This is a genomic window from Rhizobium sp. ZK1, from assembly GCF_047782645.1.
GTDB lineage: Bacteria > Pseudomonadota > Alphaproteobacteria > Rhizobiales > Rhizobiaceae > Rhizobium.
The window spans coordinates 1,086,026-1,104,935 of record NZ_CP180586.1; the positions used below are offsets into that span (position 1 = coordinate 1,086,026).

At 57.3% G+C, this 18,910-nt stretch carries 13 protein-coding genes and 2 pseudogenes; 8 read left to right on the forward strand and 7 right to left on the reverse strand.

The features are described 5' to 3' along the window. Positions 1-151 precede the first annotated feature (151 nt). The 4 genes from ACK9YZ_RS05555 to tnpB (ACK9YZ_RS05570) all read left to right on the forward strand — a co-directional run bounded on the left by ACK9YZ_RS05555 (position 152) and on the right by tnpB (ACK9YZ_RS05570) (position 7,777). Complete coding sequence (locus ACK9YZ_RS05555) at positions 152-5,665, forward strand: AAA family ATPase (RefSeq protein ID WP_416065934.1); 5,514 nt, start codon at positions 152-154, stop codon at positions 5,663-5,665. Further along, on the forward strand, positions 5,662-6,945 hold the full coding sequence (locus ACK9YZ_RS05560; RefSeq protein WP_416065935.1) for an MFS transporter: 1,284 nt from the start codon (positions 5,662-5,664) through the stop codon (positions 6,943-6,945). The genes ACK9YZ_RS05555 and ACK9YZ_RS05560 overlap by 4 nt, the downstream gene beginning before the upstream one ends. A 117-nt stretch (positions 6,946-7,062) precedes the next feature. Beyond that, positions 7,063-7,449: an IS66-like element accessory protein TnpA gene (gene tnpA / locus ACK9YZ_RS05565; protein ID WP_416065936.1), complete on the forward strand. Its 387-nt coding sequence runs from the start codon at positions 7,063-7,065 to the stop codon at positions 7,447-7,449. Between the two features lie 94 nt (positions 7,450-7,543). Further along, positions 7,544-7,777 carry an IS66 family insertion sequence element accessory protein TnpB gene (gene tnpB, locus ACK9YZ_RS05570; RefSeq protein WP_416066822.1) on the forward strand — a complete coding sequence of 78 codons (234 nt, stop codon included), beginning with the start codon at positions 7,544-7,546 and terminating at the stop codon, positions 7,775-7,777. On the opposite strand, the gene ACK9YZ_RS05575 is transcribed toward tnpB (ACK9YZ_RS05570), so the two are convergent. The 3 genes from ACK9YZ_RS05575 to ACK9YZ_RS05585 all read right to left on the reverse strand — a co-directional run bounded on the left by ACK9YZ_RS05575 (position 7,685) and on the right by ACK9YZ_RS05585 (position 10,979). After that, positions 7,685-9,781 carry a recombinase family protein gene (locus ACK9YZ_RS05575; protein WP_416065937.1) on the reverse strand — a complete coding sequence of 699 codons (2,097 nt, stop codon included), beginning with the start codon at positions 9,779-9,781 and terminating at the stop codon, positions 7,685-7,687. The two genes, tnpB (ACK9YZ_RS05570) and ACK9YZ_RS05575, sit on opposite strands and share 93 nt — an antisense overlap. A gap of 292 nt (positions 9,782-10,073) precedes the next feature. Next, complete coding sequence (locus ACK9YZ_RS05580) at positions 10,074-10,535, reverse strand: helix-turn-helix domain-containing protein (RefSeq protein WP_062369699.1); 462 nt, start codon at positions 10,533-10,535, stop codon at positions 10,074-10,076. 192 nt (positions 10,536-10,727) lie between these two features. Continuing rightward, entirely contained in the window at positions 10,728-10,979 is a 252-nt protein-coding gene (locus tag ACK9YZ_RS05585) for a DUF5372 family protein (protein WP_416065938.1), read from the reverse strand. A 38-nt stretch (positions 10,980-11,017) separates the two neighbouring features. Between ACK9YZ_RS05585 and tnpB (ACK9YZ_RS05590) the strand changes: the two genes are divergently transcribed. The 3 genes and pseudogenes from tnpB (ACK9YZ_RS05590) (at position 11,018) to ACK9YZ_RS05600 (ending at position 12,946) form a co-directional block, all read left to right on the forward strand. After that, complete coding sequence (gene tnpB, locus ACK9YZ_RS05590; RefSeq protein ID WP_416065939.1) at positions 11,018-11,176, forward strand: IS66 family insertion sequence element accessory protein TnpB; 159 nt, start codon at positions 11,018-11,020, stop codon at positions 11,174-11,176. A gap of 68 nt (positions 11,177-11,244) precedes the next feature. Next, positions 11,245-12,243, forward strand: a pseudogene (gene tnpC / locus ACK9YZ_RS05595) (IS66 family transposase); the annotation flags it as partial. A gap of 196 nt (positions 12,244-12,439) precedes the next feature. Next, complete coding sequence (locus tag ACK9YZ_RS05600; RefSeq protein WP_416065940.1) at positions 12,440-12,946, forward strand: hypothetical protein; 507 nt, start codon at positions 12,440-12,442, stop codon at positions 12,944-12,946. Positions 12,947-13,631: 685 nt separating this feature from the next. Here the strand turns inward: ACK9YZ_RS05600 and istB are convergent. The 4 genes from istB to ACK9YZ_RS05620 all read right to left on the reverse strand — a co-directional run bounded on the left by istB (position 13,632) and on the right by ACK9YZ_RS05620 (position 17,804). Further along, positions 13,632-14,444: an IS21-like element helper ATPase IstB gene (istB, locus tag ACK9YZ_RS05605; RefSeq protein ID WP_416064593.1), complete on the reverse strand. Its 813-nt coding sequence runs from the start codon at positions 14,442-14,444 to the stop codon at positions 13,632-13,634. Next, a complete protein-coding gene (gene istA / locus ACK9YZ_RS05610; RefSeq protein WP_416064594.1) occupies positions 14,434-15,960 on the reverse strand; it encodes an IS21 family transposase in 1,527 nt (508 codons plus the stop codon). Before istA ends, istB begins: the two co-directional genes overlap by 11 nt. Positions 15,961-16,050: 90 nt before the next feature. Next, on the reverse strand, positions 16,051-17,271 hold the full coding sequence (locus ACK9YZ_RS05615; protein WP_416065941.1) for a hypothetical protein: 1,221 nt from the start codon (positions 17,269-17,271) through the stop codon (positions 16,051-16,053). Between the two features lie 98 nt (positions 17,272-17,369). Beyond that, positions 17,370-17,804: a hypothetical protein gene (locus ACK9YZ_RS05620; protein WP_416065942.1), complete on the reverse strand. Its 435-nt coding sequence runs from the start codon at positions 17,802-17,804 to the stop codon at positions 17,370-17,372. 381 nt (positions 17,805-18,185) lie between these two features. Here ACK9YZ_RS05620 and ACK9YZ_RS05625 point away from each other — a divergent pair. Next, a pseudogene (locus ACK9YZ_RS05625) lies at positions 18,186-18,409 on the forward strand (IS66 family transposase); the annotation flags it as partial. Positions 18,410-18,910: the final 501 nt, after the last annotated feature.

Below are 18,910 nucleotides of genomic sequence, written 5' to 3' on the forward strand. Positions count from 1 at the left end.
CAGTGCCGAAAGCCGCGAGAGTTGCGGCGCGCTTCGATTTAAGCATGAGATAGGCAGGCAGGCCTCGACCGAAATCCCGCTCACGATTATTGTCCCGGAAGCAGATGACGAAAGGTGGAAGAATAGATCGAGGGCAATATGAGAGCCGCCGATGATGGTTGAAGGCGCAGGCGAGTCGGTCTCAGGCTACGAACTACGTCCGGTTAGGGAGAGCGAGCAGCACGTTCTTTATCGCGGTATCGAGCGACGTTCTCGAAGAAGGGTGCTCGCCGTTTCGGCGCCAGGGGGGCGGGACGCGGAACACGCGCTCCGCCGCGAGCACTCGATGGCCGACAGACTTCTCGAACATTGGGCGGTTCGCCCCTTGGAATTTGTCCACTATGAAGGCCAAGAAGTTTTAATTCTTGAAGATCCCGGTGGGATGCCTCTTGACTTGCTCGTGAGCCAACGACCCGGTCGGTTGCTCCGGGTCCGTGAGTTCCTGGAGATTGCGGCGAACCTGGCAGCCATCCTGTCCCTAGTTCACGAACGAGGGCTCATACATAAGGATATTAAACCACAGAATGTCTTCGTTTGCGAAGATGGGAGCGTTCGTCTGTCCGGCTTCGGTTCCTCGACGGAGCTCCCCAGTCAGAACATAAGCCCAACCGGGTCTCAGTCATCTGGTACTCTAGCCTACATGTCGCCCGAGCATACGGGGCGGGTGAATTGGCCGGTCGATGCCCGAAGCGATCTCTATTCGCTCGGAGTCACGCTCTACCAGATTCTGGCAGGCTCGCTCCCCTTCAACACAGACGATCCTCTTGAACTTCTGCATTGCCACATAGCACGCGCGCCTGCATCGCCATCTACCCTGCGCCCGGAAATCCCGGATGCTGTTGCGTCAGTTATCATGAAGCTTCTCGCAAAATCGCCGTATGATCGGTATCAGACGGCCTCTGGGGTCGAAAATGATCTCAGAAGATGCCTGGCTCAATGGGAAACTCGAGGCAAGATATCGCCTTTCCCTCTGGCGGAGCATGATCTTTCCGCACGCCTCACCATCCCTACGAAATTCTACGGACGACGTCGCGAAGTCGACGCTTTTCAAGCTGCGCTGCGGGGTTTCCTCCAAAACGGTTCATCGGGCCTGGTGCTAATTGGCGGTGAACCTGGAACGGGTAAGACGCACCTCGTCCGGGAGCATTTGTCGGGCCTGGACGTACAAGAAATTCTGATCGCAACGGCTAAGTACGAGCCTCACCTTCGCGACAGTCCGCTCGCTTGCATGGTCCCTGCACTTCAATCTCTGACCCGAATGGTTCTGAGTACGGGTGCATCGGAGTCGGAGGAATGGGCCAAGAGGTTTAGGCATGCCTTAGGCGCCAACGCTGCGCTTTTGACACATGTTGTTCCTGACCTGGAGATAGCACTGGGCTTTACTTCGGCCGACGTGGAGCTGCCAGTCAGGGAATCGAGAAGACGCATCCAGGCTGCATTGCGCGATTTTATTCAGCTATTTGCGCTTCCCAAGCGCCCGCTCGTTCTAGTCCTGGACGATCTGCAATGGGCCGACAGGGCCAGTTTGGATCTAGTCGAGCAACTTCTCCTAACAGAAAGGGCCGGCGGGCACGTCCTTGTCGTGGGAACATGTAGAAGCCGCGACCTTGCTGACGATCATCGGTTGGTGCGCCTACCAACTACTTTACGCGGGGAGGGGGTCGATGTAACCGAGATAGAGATTCCGGCGCTCACCCGCGAAGACCTCGGTGAAATGATCAGCGACGCCATGAATTGCTCGCCGAGCGAAGCGCAACGATTGGCGAAAACCATCCATGCGAAGACGGGCGGGAATGCGCTGTTCGCGACGAGATTGCTTTACTCCCTCGAAAATGAGGGAGTCTTAAGAGCCGACGGGGCACTTGGGCGTTGGACCTGGGACGAGGGCGGCGTCAACGCGAGAGAGCATAGCGACAACGTGGTTGACATGATGGTCGCTGATCTTGCCAAGCTCCCTCGTCCGGTCCTGGATGTCCTTCGCTGGCTCGCTTGCTTTTCTATGGCGAGCAGCAGCCGACTGCTCGCCGAAGCGACCGAAATGGCCGTCGAGGAAATGCAGGGACTGCTCAATCGGTGTGCTAGATCGGGGTTCATAGCCTGCTTCGACGATGACTACGCGTTCGTACACGACAAGGTGCGAGATGCGGCCTATTCCATGCTTCCGCCGGAGGAGAAGGCCCGACGACACGAGCGGATAGGACGTATTCTTGAGCGCGCTCGAACCCTACAGGATTTCGACGTCGGAATCTTCCAGATTGTCGATCAGTTCAATCGCGGGTTCAGGACGATCGAGACTCCCGCTGATCACCTTCATATCGGACGCCTGAACTTCGAAGCTGGGATGGCGTCGAAAGCCGCGGGTGCGTATGAGGACGCACTAACATACCTCCGACGAGCAGGGGAGCTATTGGCGTCCGGTTCCGGGTTCGCCGAGCCTCAAATGTTATTCGAGTGCGATCTGGCTCTTGCACAGAGTGAATTCGTATGTGGCCACACGTCGGACGCTGAGAGGCGTCTTCTCGACCTACACCGACGCGCCTCCGACATTACTTCCCGCGCGGCCGTCGCCTGTCAGCGGATCGACCTCTACGTTTTTATGGCGCTTCCAGACCGAGCCGTGAAACTGGGCATCGAATTTCTCGCCGAAGCAGGACTCGACGTATGCCTTCCCCCTTCACGCGATGATGTCGCCACTGCCTACAGCCGGGTTTGGAAGCTCTTGGAAGGTAGGATGGTGGAGGACTTGGTCGATTTGCCGATGACGAGCTCGGCGGACGCCGACGCGACTTTGGCTGTCTTGAACAGGATGATCCTCTCGGCCTTATACGAAAACCCCACTCTCCATCAATTGCTCATAATCCTGATCGTCCAGTTCAGCATCGAGCACGGCAACAATGCGGCCTCGGTCCTGGGCTACGTGCTGTTTGGTCGACAGCTTATCACCGAATTCGGCGACGTTGTCGCGGGCCGCCGTTTTGGAGAGCTTTCGCTTGCGCTTGTCGGCAAAGGTTTGTCGACCTTCAAGGCCCGAGTTTATTTCAACTATGGAACCGGTATTAGCTCGTGGTCAGAGCACCTCTCGGTTGGTAGGTCCTATATAGAAGCAGCACTCGAAACCGCACGACGGAACGGCGACCTGCTTTACGAAGCCTATTGCCGAAGCAATCTCATCGGAAACGCGATCTCTTCCGGAGAGAGTCTTCCCGCCGTCTACAAGATGGCAACCGATTCACTGAATTCCATCGCTTTCGACTTCAAGATCGCGCTCGCGTTCGTCGTAGGGCAGCTTAGGCTGGTTGGCTCGATGATGAGGTTCGGGGGCTACCTCGACGGCCTTGAAGAGATGGGCGTCGACGTTGAGGAGGTCGAGCAATCTTTGATCCGAGGAGACCACCCAAGGACAGTTCAGGACATCTACTGGAGTAGACGCCTACAGGGCCACGTCTTTCTGGGCGAGTACGAATTGGCAATCGAGGCCGCGCGCAAGTGCGAGACGATACTCGTCTCCCCTTGGCCTAACATAGAGGGCGCCGAGTTTCACTTTTACTCTGCCATTGCCTATGCAGCATTCCTCGCCGACGCCAGTAAGGAAGCTCCTCGTTTTGTAGATCACAGGGATCGTGTGCGGGAGCACGCAAACAGACTGGAAGCATTCGCAAAAAAATCGCCGAAAAATCTCATGTGCCGGGCTGCGCTGGTTGAGGCCGAGATCGCGCGGATTGAAGGTCGTCAGATCGAGGCGGACACTTTATACGAGAAGGCCATAAGATCGGCGCAAGCCAGTGGTTTCCTTCAAATCGAAGCGCTCGCATGTGAAGTGGCGGCTCGATCGTACCGCGGCAGAGGACTTGAGGAGATACACGACCTCTATATCAACAGAGCGAAAGTGGCGTACCGCAAGTGGGGGGCAAACGGTATACTTCAAAGACTAGGGGAGTACCATTCTGGTGACGCTCGTGCCAGCCCCTTGTCGCAGACGCTCTCACTGGATACGCAGTTAGATGTCGCCGCGATCGTCAGGGCATCTCAAGCAATTTCCCGCGAAATGAGGCTTCCCGAGCTGATTGATCGGGTTATGCGCCTGGTGATAGCGCATGCCGGGGCAGAGCGTGGATTGCTCATGCTTCTTAAGGATAACGTGCCGCTTCCCGTCGCGGAGGCGCGTGTCGTCGGAGGTGCGATACAGGTCGACACCATCGAAGCGACGGTTGATGGCGGCCTCCTGCCACAGACCGTCCTGCAGTATGCGATACGAACAGGGCGCCCCGTCATCCTCGAGGACGCTTGTCTCGATATTCTCCACTCGAATGATGCGTACGTTCGCGAAAACCGTTGTCGATCCATCCTTTGCATGCACATCGGTGGCCAAGGCCGATACGTAGGTGTGCTCTACTTGGAGAATAACCTTACGCCTGGAGCCTTTACGAAGGAACGCATGAGCGTACTGGATCTGCTCTCATCCCAGGCAGCAATCTCGCTGGAAAACGCGCGGCTATACAGAGATCTACAGCGTAGCGAGACTTTTCTCCTTCAGGGACAAACTGTTAGCAATACCGGGAGCTTCGGGTGGAGCGAGGCAACTCGCGAGTTTTTCTGGTCGCGGGAGCTCTACCAAATCCTCGAGTACGAACCCGACATGAAGGCATCTCCCGAACTGGTATTGACGCGAGTGCATCCAGGGGATCGCCCTCGGGTTACAAAACTGCTGGAGCAAGCCATCGAGAGCGGCACTGATTTCGATAGCGACCACCGGCTACAGATGCCGGATGGCCGGGTCAAACATGTTCAAACCATTGGCAGATCGGTTCGTAATGAAAACCTGGATTTTGTGGGCTCTATTCGAGATGTCACGGAGAAGGTTGCGAACGAAGAGGCTCTTCGTGAAGTTACAACCAACCTTGCGCATGTCGCGAGGGTGACGACACTCAATGCCATGACTGCATCGATCGCGCATGAAGTCAATCAGCCCCTCTCCGGGATAATCACCAACGCAAGTACAGGGATGAGATTCCTCTCATCGGATCCGCCAGATCTAGTAGGAGCAAGGGAGACCATAAAACGGACGATGCGGGATGCGAACCGCGCATCCGACGTCATCGCCCGTCTGCGTGCAATGTTCCAGAAGCAGGCGCCTGCCATCGAGCTCGTCGATCTCAACGAGCTGGCCAAGGAGGTCGTCTCCTTGACGAGCAGTGAGATCCTGAAGGCGGGCGCGAGCATAGCCACCGATTATTTCGACGGTCTACAGCTCGTTCGAGCTGACCGCGTGCAATTGCAGCAAGTGATATTGAACCTTCTCATGAACGCCGCAGAGGCTCTGACCGGATATGACGGTCCAAGGAATATAACTATTCAAACCAGCGTCCATGTTGACGGCGCAGTGCGGCTCGACGTCAAGGATACCGGTCCCGGCATTGACGACCAGATTATTGATAGGCTGTTCGACCCCTTTTTCACCACCAAAGCGAATGGCCTGGGCGTAGGTCTGTCGATCTGCCGATCAATACTTGCAAGCCTTGGCGGCCAACTTTGGGTAGATTCGAGAAAGGGAGTTGGAACTTCATTCAGCTTCCACATTCCAGTCCTCCCTCAGGAGGCGTCCACATCATCGGGTGACGAGCGATGAAATTCGGGGATCGAAAGATCAACCTGTTCGGACGGACGGCCGACGTGGCTGCGTCCAGGCCGGAGCAAACGACCTCTTTCGTTAGCACGATAGGCATCCTGCTCGCGCTCGCGATGTTCATCAACTACGTCGACCGAGGAAACCTCGCCACAGCCGCGCCGCTTATCAAGGATGAACTGCGGATCACGAATACGGAGTTCGGCGTCCTCATCTCTGCGTTCTTTTGGATCTATGTGCCATTCCAGCTTATTGCAGCTTGGTTCGTGACGAAGTTCGGTGCGTATCGGGCTCTAGTGGGCGGGTTGCTAGTCTGGTCGGTCGCTACTGTTCTTACCGGGCTAGCCGGGGGCTTCTTCAGCCTGTTGGTTTTACGCGTGGTATTGGGGCTCGGAGAAAGCGCAAGCTTTCCGGCGACTTCCAAGCTGCTCGCGCAGAACCTTCCCGTTGAGAAGCTCGGTTTTGCGAACGCTCTGGTCAGCACCGGTATCATCTTGGGACCTGCCGTTGGGACCTTCGTCGGAGGTTTGGTGATGGCCCAATACGGATGGCGTATGCTTTTCGTTTTGTTTGGGCTGGTGTCACTGCTCTGGCTCGTTCCCTGGCTGGCTGTGACCCGGTCGTGGGCCGCTGCAAAGCTCCTCGAGGTTAGATCGCTGGAGCAGCCGAGTTTTCGGAAGATGCTCCGAAGACGTGAATTGTGGGGCGCGGCCATCGGACATTTTGCGAACAACTACACGTTCTATACCATCCTTACTTGGCTGCCTCTCTATCTGGTGAAGGTGCAAGGTTTTACCTTGGCCGAAATGGCTCGAATGGGAGGGGTTGTCTATATTGCCGCGGCTTTCTTCTCTCTGACTTGCGGTTGGATAGCGGACCGGTGGATGAGTTTCGGTGCGAGCTCCAATCGAGTTCGCAAATTCTTCATCGGTAGCGCTTGCGCGATCGCTATAATGTGCATGCTTTTGTGCGCCACCGGCAACCCGAGCCTCGCCATAGCAGGGCTCCTCGTGTCCTCAATCGGCCAAGGCATGGGAGGTTTCAACCTCTATGCGATCGGCCAAACCCTTGCGGGACCTGCTGGCACGGCGAAGTGGATCGGTCTTCAAAACTGCATTGGGAACATTGCGGGGATTGTGGCCCCTGTGATCACGGGTGTTATTGTTGATCTCACAGGTACATATCAGGCAGCATTCCTCGTAGCGGCAGCCGTCTCGACAGTCGGGCTCATATCTTGGACGATCGGCATATCCAGGATTGAGAGAATAGATTGGAGCAGGTGAACGCTGCGAATCTCGCACAGCATCCGTGTACACTGTAACCGATGTTCCGCTCCCACATTGCCCCGTCCGCTCTAATCTGTGATCGGCTTTCCATGGACGAGCAACGGGAGTTTCTCCATGGAGACTACATTGGAGTTTCTCACAACCAGGAAGTCTGGGCGTGAGGTCCACCGGCATTGGCCTGATGAGGTCAAGGCGCAGATCGTTTCCGAAAGCCTTCGGCCAGGCGCGATGGTCAATGAGGTCGCAGAGCGCCACGGTTTGAAGCCGAACCGCCTATCTACCTGGCGGACGATGGCGCGGCAGGGCAAGCTGGTTCTGCCAGCACCTGAGGATGCGCTGGAGTTCGCAGCGGTGATCGTCGATCCACCTGTTTCGGAGCCGCCGATCAAGAAAGCCAGCCGTCCCGAGGTTGTCATCGGCTCCGTTACTATCCGTCTGGAAGAAGGCGCATCTGCTACCCGGATCGCCGCCGTAGCGCGTGCCCTTGCGGTTCCGGCATGATCTTTCCATCGAATCGGGTTCGGATCATGGTGGCGACCAAGCCCGTCGACTTCCGCAAAGGCCATGATGGGCGGCGGCGCTGGTCAAAAATGAGCTGCACAAGGACCCGTTCACCGGAACGGTCTTCGTATTCCGGTCCCGGAAAGCGGATCGATTGAAGCTGATCTACTGGGATGGCAGCGGATTGGTGATGGCCTACAACGATCTGCATTCATACTGCATCTCTCTTTCGCATTCAGTTGAAGGTTTTGGCGTGTCCGGCATTTTGCTTACGGGCGGCGACGCGATCGATGAGCTGGTTCCATCGACTGCATTGCTTTTGCGGTAAATCCGTCTTCGGAAGCTCGTACAGGTAGTAGTGCCCGTTGTAGGCGTGGCTGGTGACGAGGCCGTGTTCAGCCCATCTGGCGAGTGTATGTTCATGGATATTGAGGTGTTCAGCCGCCTCCTTTTTTGTCAACATCCCGCGATCCCGGAGCCGGTCATAGCGTGATCTCAGCCTATATTCGCGAACGAGATAGGTGACGCGTTTGGTTGTGAAGCGTGCATTGCGCTGGTCACGGCGCGTCACCGAGCCCGGACGATATCCCTGATCGTTGAGAATCTCTGCGATCTCGGAAAAAATATGATTGTCGAGGAGGTTATCGATCAGTGCGATGATATCGGGGTTCGTCTTGATCTGCTGGCTGGGAGATTTTGGGCTCATGGTGACGAGTGTCTCGGTTTTACCGCCCTTGAAGCGAATATGAGCCTTGGTTGTGCCTCTTTTCGGTAGTTTGAGGAGGGTGACGTCCTCGATGATGTGGGCAAGCAGGCGCTTTCGTTCGCGGTTCGGGGTCTCTGGATTGGTCCAGAGTTTTTTGAAGTCCGCCGTCATTGCGACCAACCGCTCGTGGACGGCCTTATCGAGGATGAATTCGTGCTCCCGGGCGCGCTCGCGCTCTTCGCGGGCATTGGCCAGGATGCGGAGCTTCTCGTTCCATTCGCCTTCGAGCGTGTCGGCGACGAGGCGGTTATTGGGATCGACGAGCATGAAACGGCGCTGGGCGAGATCGGCTTCAGTTTGCGCGCGCTCGATCGCGCGACAGCGCAGCCGATCCGCCTCTTCATGTCGCGCTTCGATCTCTTTGCGGACTTCAATCGCCAGTTCGATGGCTGCCGGCGTCATCTGCTCGGCGATCAGCATACCGATGGCTTCGTCGACAGGAGGTGCAGCGATCGCCTGGCACAGGGGTTCACCGCGATCGCTACGGGCGCGATCACAAACGTACCAGGCTTCCTGCCGGCCGCGTCGGGCAGCGTAGCGCATGCGAAAATGCCTGCCGCATTGCCCACACACGGCCCGCCCCTGCAGCAGTGCCGGACCTTCGCGCGGAGGTGATGCGACCCCCGCGTTCCATTTATGGCAGATGTTCGACTTCAGAATCCTCAGGTTCTCCTGATGCTGCTCCCAACTGATGTAGCCGGGATGGGCATCTGGAATACATGCCGTCCAATCATCATTATCTTGTTCACGCACAATCCTCTTGCCATCAATGGTGCGTCGATAGCGGCGGCGGCCATAGGCATAGGCTCCGGCGTAACGTGGATTGTGCAGCACACGCATCGCCGTCGAAGTCGTCAGTGGCCGGAATACCGTCTGGCTGTCGTGCAGGCGTGAGGGAAAGAGAATGCCTTCCTGACGAAAGGCCTTGACGGTCTGGGAGGCGGATCCGACGCGAGAGAACGTCTCGAAGAAATGGACGATCGTCTCTCTGACTTGCATGTCTGGTTCAAGTGCCACATTGCCGGAATGGTCATAGACCAGCCCGGTTGGCAGGGGGCAGCGGAACTCGCCGCGCCGCGCCTTGTTGAGGATGCCGCCGCGCAGCCGGGCCTTGATCACATGCAGTTCGGCCTCACTCATTGTTCCCTTGAGGCCGAGCAAGAGGCGGTCGTTGAAGCTTGCCGGATCGTAGACGCCGTCCTCATCGAGGATCAGGGTGTCGGCAAGGGCGCAGATCTCCAGCAGACGCTGCCAGTCGGCATTGTTGCGGGCCAGACGGGAGACCTCCAGGCCCATGACGATCCCGGCATGCCCCATGCCGACATCGCTGACCAGCCGCTGAAATCCCTCGCGCCAGACCGCCGATGCGCCGGATTCACCCTGATCGTTATCGATGACGATAATCTGCTCCTCGCGCCAACCAAGGGCGATAGCGCGCCCGCGAAGCGCATATTGCCGCATGGCGCTCTCGGTATTGTCGATGACTTGCCGCATCGAAGATTGGCGGATGTAGAGGTAGGCGCTGCGTTCGAGGTGATGAGGCTGGACTTTGAGATGTACATTCATCGTGATCTCCGATCGTTGATGCTCATGGCGATTGTCGCAAGGACGTGGACGACGGCGCTGTGTCCGCGGTGCAGCGGCCAAGCAATTGACGATGGGTAATTCTGCTCTCGCGGGGTGCTTGCTGTTGCGGTCAGCGTCTGAGCCCATCCCCACATGCCCCGGCGCAAAAAGAGCATCAGGCCGCTACGGGCCATAAGCGGCAGCGCTGCGCCGAGAGCAGCCTTGCGCAAGACCTCGTACTGGGAGGCGATGGTCGACGGTAGGATCGGGCATGCCGCCGTCGCGGCAATGTTTACCTGCCGCTTTTTTTTAGAACCCGCTCGATCGATCTGGGATGAAGCTCGATGTCGAGTTCCTGGCGAAGCAGCTTGGCAAGTTCCCGGGCGCGAACGGGTTCTCCTGGAGCGAGCTGCGCCTGCAGAAATGCCACGACCTTGTCGTCGATCTTGTGGGGACCGCGGGGCCCCGGCTTCGTCGGCACCAGTCCGGCAATGCCGGCCATATCGAAGTTCACCTTGGCCTGGTAGTAGGTCGGCCTGGAAACACCGTACTCGTCGGAGGCCTCCGTCACCGACACCTTGTCGATGGAGACGCGACGCAGCATCTCGTATTTGACCTGCACGGCGTCGTGCGGATCGAAGAACTCGCTGCCCCGAAACTTTGGATCGCGCACCTTCTCGGGGGTGGGATTGAACGTACCCTCTTCGATGAGGGCATCCGTCTTTGTGCGCTTGCTGTCGTACTTCGCAGACATCGATGGCTCCGAGGACATGAAGCGACGTAATCGTAATGTTAATTATGACGTATTTTTCTGCCTCGTCAAGGTGGTCCTCATGGTTTAGCATCATTCAGTCCTGTAATTGCGGGAATAATTCCACAAAAATAAGACATATGCGGCATAATCCGCTTTACAGATGCGGCATATTTATCTTTACACATCCGCACATCATCGTGTTCTGGAAAGGCGCTCTACCAGGGCGGCCAATTCCATTAAGTCGGCGACCCGCAAGAGCGACCGTCCGTTGCCCATGACAACTTCAGGATCTGGGCTCACAAGGTCAGTCCATTGCGGGGGAACGGACCAAACGGTGGCATCCTCTGTCTGCAGTAAAAGACGCTCCCCATGCGAATTGCAGCGCCTGCCGACACACGGCAACTGCTGTCCAAGTAGTGGATGAAACGGATGTGTGACCCGCACTAGCTGCTCATCTGCGCTGGTCGCGGCTGCATTCTCTTGTGAGGTACAAGCGACTGGAGGAACATACCTTCACCTGGCCGGACGTCAAGGATGGCCTCATGACCTTGGGCCATGCCCAGTTCGAGGCGTTGTTTGCAGGCCTCGATTGGCGACGGGTCCGCGCCGTAGAGGCAAGAGCGCCGGAAGCCGTCGAATAGATGCGGCACGATGACTCGGACGGTAAATTCCAACGGCGAAGCGACGCTGGCTTTGATAGACTTCGGCCATGTTGGACGCCGTCAATCTTCCCGACGATATTGCTACCTTAAAGGCGATGTTGATCGCCGCGCAAGCGCGTGAAGTTCGCCAAGATGAACGGATCGAGCGGCTAGAGAAGCTGGTCGCCGCTTTCAAGCAAGCAGCCTTCGGCCGTAAATCGGAGAAGACCGATCCTGAACAATTCGATCTCGCATTGGAGGACCTGGAAGCGGCCATCGCGGCCATCCATGCCGAAGATGAAGCCGATAGCCCCTTAGGGAAGCCGCATCCTAAACCACGCGCCGCCAATCGGGGTTCTCTTCCAGCCCATCTTTCTCGTGTCGAGGAGATCATCGAGCCAGAAAGCCTGATCTGCTCTTGCGGCGGAGGCCTACATTGCATCGGCGAGGACGTGTCCGAGCGGCTCGATGTCATCCCGGCACAATTCCGCGTCATCGTCACGCGTCGTCCCAAATATGCCTGCCGTGCCTGCACCGACGGCGTTGCCCAGGCTCCAGCGCCTGCTAGATTGATCCACGCCGGGTTGCCGACGGAGGCGACCATCGCGCATGTGCTGGTCTCCAAATATGCCGATCACCTGCCGCTTTACCGACAGGCCCAGATCATGAGCCTCCAGGGCGTTGATCTCGACCGCTCCACTCTTGCCGACTGGGTCGGCCGAGCGGCATTCGAGCTTCGCCCGGTCTTCGACGCTCTGATCGCCGACTTGAAGCGGTCCACCAAGCTGTTCATGGACGAGACCCGTGCGCCAGTCCTCGATCCTGGCTCCCGCAAAACCAAGACCGGATACTTCTGGGCATTGGCGCGTGACGACCGACCTTGGGGCGGAGGTGCTCCGCCTGGTGTGGCCTTTACCTATGCACCGGGTCGCGGCGGCCAGCATGCCGAACGGATACTGCAAGGGTTTACGGGCGTCCTTCAGGTGGACGGCTACGCCGGATATAATCGGCTGATCGCTCCGGATCGTGTCGGTCCCGACATCAACCTCGCCTACTGGCCCAGCGCCTGCGCCATCCGCGGAGGCACCGCGTTGCCGATCTGATCGGCAGTCGCCTTCTTGCCCCCGTTGATTGGCGTCAGTCTGAAATCAGGATGACCGCCCGAAGTATCTGACAAGTGAATTGCTAAGCCGTCCGAGGGCCTCCGCGATTGACACAGGCAAAAAGTGTCTCCAGCTTTTCATGAGGACAAAGGAGGTCCCGATGATCGTCCAGCAAACGGCCACCGCAGAAGGCAGCCTAGATATGCTATTGATCGAGCATGTGCGCAGGCTGGCTCGTTGGGAGCATGTATTCGGTCCGGCCACCGCGTTGAGTTCTTTCGGGCGCCTGTACACTTCGATAGCCAACCGTCCCCGTTGGCTGCTCTCGGGCCAGGCGAAGCAATGCTTCCTCAACGCTACCGCGATTGCCCTTGTCCGGGATGATGTGACGTATGTGGAAGGATTCGCGCTCGATCCGGGCACTCCCATCCCTGTGGAGCACGCCTGGCTCGTTGATGACAATGGACACGTCATCGACCCTACCTGGGACGAGAACCGCGGGCACCTCTACTACGGCGTGCCCTTCGAAAAGGATTTCGTTGCCACGATGATGAAACTGTCTGGCGGTGAGTGCGGGCTACTAGATCATAGACTAATGCGCCAGTACGCGCGGTCGGAGCAGCAATTTGAGCGAGGCGTGCGAGGCAACTTGAAGTCATCGGCCTGATCGGGAGCGTCTTCATCGACTTTGACATCAATGTTGCACTCTATCGTGGGGTCTTGCCGTTCCTGATCGAGACTGCCTTTGGGTATCCGAACCTATTTTATACCGAAGCGGGCAACGCAGAAGTTCTGAAAGAAAGTGCTATCGCGATCCAGTCAACGCCGAAAGCAGTGGGCTGTTCGTTGCGCTCACCATCGGCCTAAACAGACTACCGTTGGGCCAGCGTTTTGGCAGCAGCATAATTTCGACAGTATGCGGTCAGGAAACTGCGGGCGACAACGTCGGCGGGGCAGAACTCGGACACTGTCGGTCCGCTTGCTAACCATTTCCGAAATGCTTCGCGTTCTCCTCGTCCGGGATGGCTGAGACTAGTAGACCGAAATCGATAGAGGTCTTTGGCCATTGCCCTGATATCGGTCGAGAGATGCAGGAGATCGCACACGGTGTCGATCGATGGCAGCATGTTGACAAGTCCGATTTCTCGCAGTCGCGTGGATGCTTGTCTGATTGCCTCCGGCTTGTCGGCTCGCTTGACCAGTGACGAGGCGAAATCGCTCGCAAATGCACGCTCCTCCTGTCGGATCGAGTCAACCCGGCTCCGACGGATCGTCGTCATCACTCCGTTGACGATAGTGTTGATTTGCACTGAGAAGTGACCCGGCATTTGCGCCGAGAATTGACCCGCCTCTTAGGTATGTTTCGGGTCGGTGGTGGTGGTCAAGTTCTTGCGTTTCTCCTTCGTGGTTTTAGGCTCATGAGCCGAGCTGTTCTTGAAGCGGAAGCTGTCGTTTCCGGTCTCGAGGATGTGGCAATGATGAGTGAGCCGGTCGAGCAGCGCGGTTGTCATCTTTGCATCTCCGAACACACTGGCCCATTCGCTGAAGCTCAGGTTGGTGGTGATGATGACGCTGGTGCGCTCGTATAGTTTGCTCAACAGATGGAAGAGCAACGCGCCACCTGAAGCGCTGAATGGCAGGTATCCAAGCTCGTCGAGAATGACGAGATCGGAGTGAACGAGGCGACTGGCGATCTGTCCCGAACGACCTTGGGCCTTCTCCTGCTCCAGCGCATTGACCAACTCGACGGTGGAGAAGAACCGGACCCGTTTGTGATGATGCTCGATGGCCTGGACGCCGATCGCGGTTGCGATATGCGTCTTGCCCGTGCCGGGACCACCGACCAGAACGATGTTGTTTGCGTCGTCGAGGAAGTCGCAGCGATGAAGCTGTTGCACGAGGGCCTCGTTGATCTCGCTGCTGGCGAAGTCGAAGCCGTTCAGATCACGGTAGGCGGGGAAGCGTGCCGTCTTGAGCTGATATGCGGTCGATCGGACCTCTCGTTCGGCCGTTTCGGCCTTGAGAAGCTGGGACAGGATCGGAATGGCAGCCTCGAACGCCGGCGATCCCTGTTCGGTCAGATCACCGACGGCGTGGGCCATCCCATGCATCTTCAATTGCCGTAGCATGATGACGATCGCGCCGCTTGCCGGGTTATGACGCATGGCGAACCTCCGTCTTTCTCAAGGTATCGTATCGCTCGACATTGGCCTTAGGCTCATTGGTGAGCGTCAGTGCCTGAGGTGCGTCGAGGGTCGGCGGTGTGGAGGATTTGCCGTCGACGAGGCGATGCAGCAGGTTCAGCACATGCGTTTTGGTCGGAACGCCGGACTTCAGCGCCATCTCGACGGCCGAGAGCACTGCTTGTTCGTCGTGCTGGAGAACAAGGGCCAGGATGTCGACCATCTCGCGATCGCCGCCCGGCTTTTTGAGCAGATATTGCTGCAAGCTCTTGAATGCCTCCGGCAGCTCGATGAAGGGAGCGCCGTTGCGTAGAGCGCCGGGCTTTCGCTGAACGACCGCCAGATAATGCCGCCAGTCGTAAATGGTCTGGCCCGGCCGGTCATGGGAACGATCAATGACGCGATGATGCTCGCAGACGATCTGACCTTCCGCGGCGACTACGACCCGATCTGGGTAGACGCGCAAGCTCACCGGTCGGTTGGCGAAGGATGCCGGGACGCTGTAGCGATTGCGTTCCAGATGCACGAGGCAGGTTGGTGTGACCCGCTTTGTGTATTCGACAAATCCGTCGAACGGTCTCGAAACGGGCATGAGAGCTGGGGCTTCCTCCGCCCAGATGTCGGCGATTGTGCCGTGCATCTGGCCATGTGGCGTCTTTGCCCAGAACTCCTTGCATCGAAGCTCAAGCCAGTCATTCAGGGCATCCAATGATGCAAAGCGCGGAACAGGTTGGAAGAAACGGTGACGGGCATCCTGCACGTTCTTCTCGACCTGTCCCTTCTCCCATCCGGACGCTGGATTGCAGAACTCGGGCTCGAACACGTAATGGCTAGCCATCGCCATGAAGCGCACGTTGACGTCGCGCTCCTTGCCACGGCCGACCTTGTCGATTGCCGTGCGCATGTTGTCGTAGATGCCGCGGCCGGGGATGCCGCCAAACACGCGGAATGCATGATTGTGGGCGTCGAACAGCATCTCGTGCGTCTGCAACAGATAGGCCCTGACGATGAAGGCGCGGCTGTAGCTTAGCTTCGTATGTGCGATCTGCAGCTTCGTGCGCTCATTGCCGATGATTGCCCAGTCCTCCGACCAGTCGAACTGGAAAGCCTCTCCGGGCTCGAATGCAAGAGGCACAAATGTCCCACGCCCCGTCGTCTGCAATTCCCTCTGCCGGTCTGCCTTCCATTCCCGTGCGAAGGCTGCAACACGGCAATAGGAACCGTCGTAGCCGAGGCCCACCAGGTCGGCATGGAGTTGCTTCAAAGTGCGCTTTTGCTTGCGCCCCTTCTTGGACTCCGTCTTTAGCCAGGCCGATAGCCGATCTGCGAATGGATCGAGTTTACTCGGCCGCTCCGGAACCTTGAACTGCGGCTCCACGCCATTCAAGCGCAGGTATTTGCGGATAGTATTCCGGGATAGGCCGGTCCTGCGGCATATCTCCCGGATGGATAAATGCTCTCTAAAATGCCAGCGTCGGATCACGCTCAATAACGCCATGTCGATCACTCCATAGCTCCCGCTGAAAACACGCGGAGCAAGGTTCAAAACATGGGTCAATTCTCGATGACAATATCCGGCAATGCCGGGTCACTTCTCAGTGCAAATCAACATTGATGCGATTTCCTTTAACCAAACGGTAATGCGGGCCGAGATGTCCCGGTCCATTCCAAAGTCACCAAGCCACCTCCAGAGCCTGCTTGCTACTCTGTGTGGGTCGTCTTCATAAATCGCAGCGATGGTTGCTGGAGATACCTCACAATCAGCAGAGAAAAGATCACCGATAAGATCGGGCTCCATCTTTATTTCGGGCCGGGGCCTCCGTTGGAACGCCTGAATGATCTGACCTAACGTCACCGTACTGCGTAGCATTTTGAGATCGTCAAACCTCACTAGGATGTCAGGCAGATCACTCGGTTCATTCCGGCCCGCAATCGTCATTATAGCTAGGAGCTTCTGTAAACCTTCAAATGAGAAATCTGGCAGACCCTGCGATTTCCATTCCTTCTGTAGCTTGATCGATTCACGTCGAACCACCGCCTTGAGCAACGACATTCGAGAAAGCGCGGGAGGGCCGCCATCCTCCGTTTCGTATGCCGCCACCTGAAGGAAAAGCGGATTCCCGCTCAGGCTATCGGAGTCATCGCTTGTCTCAAGCTCTAGCAAGATTGCTTTCGCACTTGAGATGTTGCCAACACGACGTACAAGAACATCGTCTATGACGGCCTTCGCCGATCTTGAATCCAGCGCGGCGAGCTGCACGGGATGCCCTGGATCCGCGACTTGTATCGTTCGGCTTTCATAATCTCCGGGATAACCGTGGACAAGTGCGTACCATCCTTCATCTACCGAAGCGGTACGGTCAAGAAGAAGTATTCTGAGTTTAGGTGGTTTATCGTCTCGATCTATTCGATCACTCAGGCTCTCAAACAAACGTGCTAGCTCATCGCCACTCGAGGACGCGTCGTCTACCACGATCAGTGTTGGATACTCCCAAGACCAATTGTCTAGCCCCGGGTGATTCACAAGCCTGCGAAGGTGCTCCTTCCGCGCAAAGCCCGACCTCCAGCCTCCGGCTTGGCTGCACAATTGCAGTGCCAATCGTGTTTTACCTACGCCGGGAGGTCCAAACAGCGTTCGGCTGAGAATTGACCGGCTGTCCGCTAGCCATTCAATCAATGATGCTAGATCGTCGGAGCGGCCGACGAACTGGCTCTGTCGATGAAATGGCGACAGGATCAGGCCCTCTGGCTGCTCGTCCACAGGCGTTTCAGGAAATTGATAAAGTAACAGCGTCGCGGCTTCACGCAAGCTGATGTCGCCAGCGGCAATATAGATGTCGCCGGCAACGAAATTCCGCGCTAGCTCGATATTAAAGGAACCGGGACGGCCAACCCTCGGTTCCTCGCCTATTTTCCCGAAGCGTCTTCTCCCGAAACCCGCAGGTCACGGGCGACTGAAAGATCCTTTGCGTTCAAACTCGAAACGTGGCTGAGGATCGCGTCCCGCCCGACGGTGACTCTTTCGAGATCGAGACTGAGCATTTTGATCGCGGGCGGCGGCAGAGCGACGAGTTTTTCCTGAAGGTTTTTAACAGCATCTAAGACGACAGGATCATTCGCGATCTCGTGATGCTGTTTCAGCTCACTTTCCACCGCGGCCTGATATGCTTGATCCTTCGGATTCGTGTCCAACAGGCTACTGGAGACAAACCGGTAGCCATCCCTTAGCACTTGCTTCAAGCCTTCGTACGCATCTTTTACTGCTGCGGAAGCGACATCCGAAGACGCCGCAGTCGCGCCCGCGATCAGCGCGCCAAGAATCGCAGAAAACACCGGCTCCATTTTTCCCTCCCATGATAACGAACCTGCTGCACCGTCATATTCTCGACGGTTTGAACACCTGCACGTGTAAGCTTCGCCTACTGAAGACTACAACATTTAAGCGATACCTAAAATCTCATTCGTCTCCTCGTCGCCGTCTGATGAGCTTTTTAGGTTTAAGGGATGGAAACATGGTCGCACACGGTCGATTGCGCGACGTGACACCAACGTCGCAGATAGATGGGTTATCATGCCAATCAGAGCCTATGGTGAAGCGATCATTTGGGAGCTACAGAGGCTTGAAGCCGAACCACCTGTCTACCCGGCGCGGCAGAGCAAGTTGGTTATGCCTGCACCCGACGATGCGGTGGGGTTCGCAGCTATGATCGTTGATCCACCCGTCCAGTGCTTGATCCCGGCTCCCGCCAAACCAAGACCGGGTACTTCTGGGCCTTGGCCCGCGATGACCGGTCCTGGGGCGGAGGTGCGCCGCCGGGCGTCGCCTTCACCTATGCTCCCGGTCGGGGCGGGTTACATGCCGAGGGGATATTGCAAAGGTTCCCGGGCATCCTCCAACTGGACCGCGATCGGTTGAGCGGGACATCCGGCTTGCCTATTGTTGGGCCCAAGGTACCACGACGCAGATGTGTTCGAGTGTTTGTCTAAGTGCTGGAACATCCGGTCAAGGTGGGGGTGGAGCAGCGCTGACTGTCTTTCGCATCTCCGGCGAGGAAGTCGACGCCAGCCTGACCCCGGATCAGCCAGTCTCAATGGCCATGTAGGTGACAGACTCCTTTAAATCGGAGCGCTTCAGGCCCGCCTTGGCCTCGTGCCCGGAAATACCGGAACGCAGTGACTGGGCCTTCGTCTGCCTGCTGATTAAATACGGCACCCTCAAGATTGAGCGCACCGGTCCTGCCTGAAGACTTCAACAGACAGCGGTGTGTTGGCCAGGCAGTCTACCGCCCCTGGCGGCAGCTTTTGGTCACGTTGATGAATCCATGGGCGGAAGCATAACGGGTTCGAAACCTTCAGACACTAGTAGCACTTCGTGAGGGATTCGCACTGGAGTGGCATGACTGAGCTCGACAAGCCTGTTACCTCTCGCGCCGACGTCCATTGATTAT